We start from the raw sequence: 496 nt of genomic DNA on the forward strand, positions 1-496 counted from the left end.
ATTAAGTACTCTTGCCAATTACCGACCTGATACGATGTTTATGGGGAATTTTCTGTTAAAAAAAATCCCAAATCTGGAGAAATGTATTATCGCGGTAAATCCGTTCGAAAAAGTTCAGGATTCATCAAGTATTAGCGGATTAAAAACAACTTTAAAAGTTTTAAAAGATGGTAGTCCTGTTGCTATTTTTCCGGCAGGCGAAGTTTCTTCTTATAAATTCAGAAAAAATCAGATTACCGACCGTGAATGGCATCCCGTGGTTGGGAAAATCATCTCAAAAGCCAATGTACCCATACTACCGGTATATTTTCATGGTAATAATGGCATCTTTTTTAGCCTGCTGAAATTTATACACCCTTCGTTACAAACAGCAAAGCTTATTTCAGAGTTATTCAACAAAAATGGTCACCAGTTAAAAATCAGTATCGGCAAACCCATTCATTTGAAAGAAATAGACTGTAAAGATTGTAATACCTCGCTTTTAAAACATTTAAGA

General features: G+C 34.7%; 1 protein-coding gene. It reads left to right on the forward strand.

Translation table 11 applies throughout. From position 1 onward, the window contains the following. Positions 1-496: lysophospholipid acyltransferase family protein (locus AC1DND_RS29340; protein ID WP_477586553.1), on the forward strand; the 496-nt coding region annotated here is incomplete at both ends.

It is taken from the genome of Pedobacter sp. 01N416 (assembly GCF_056399685.1).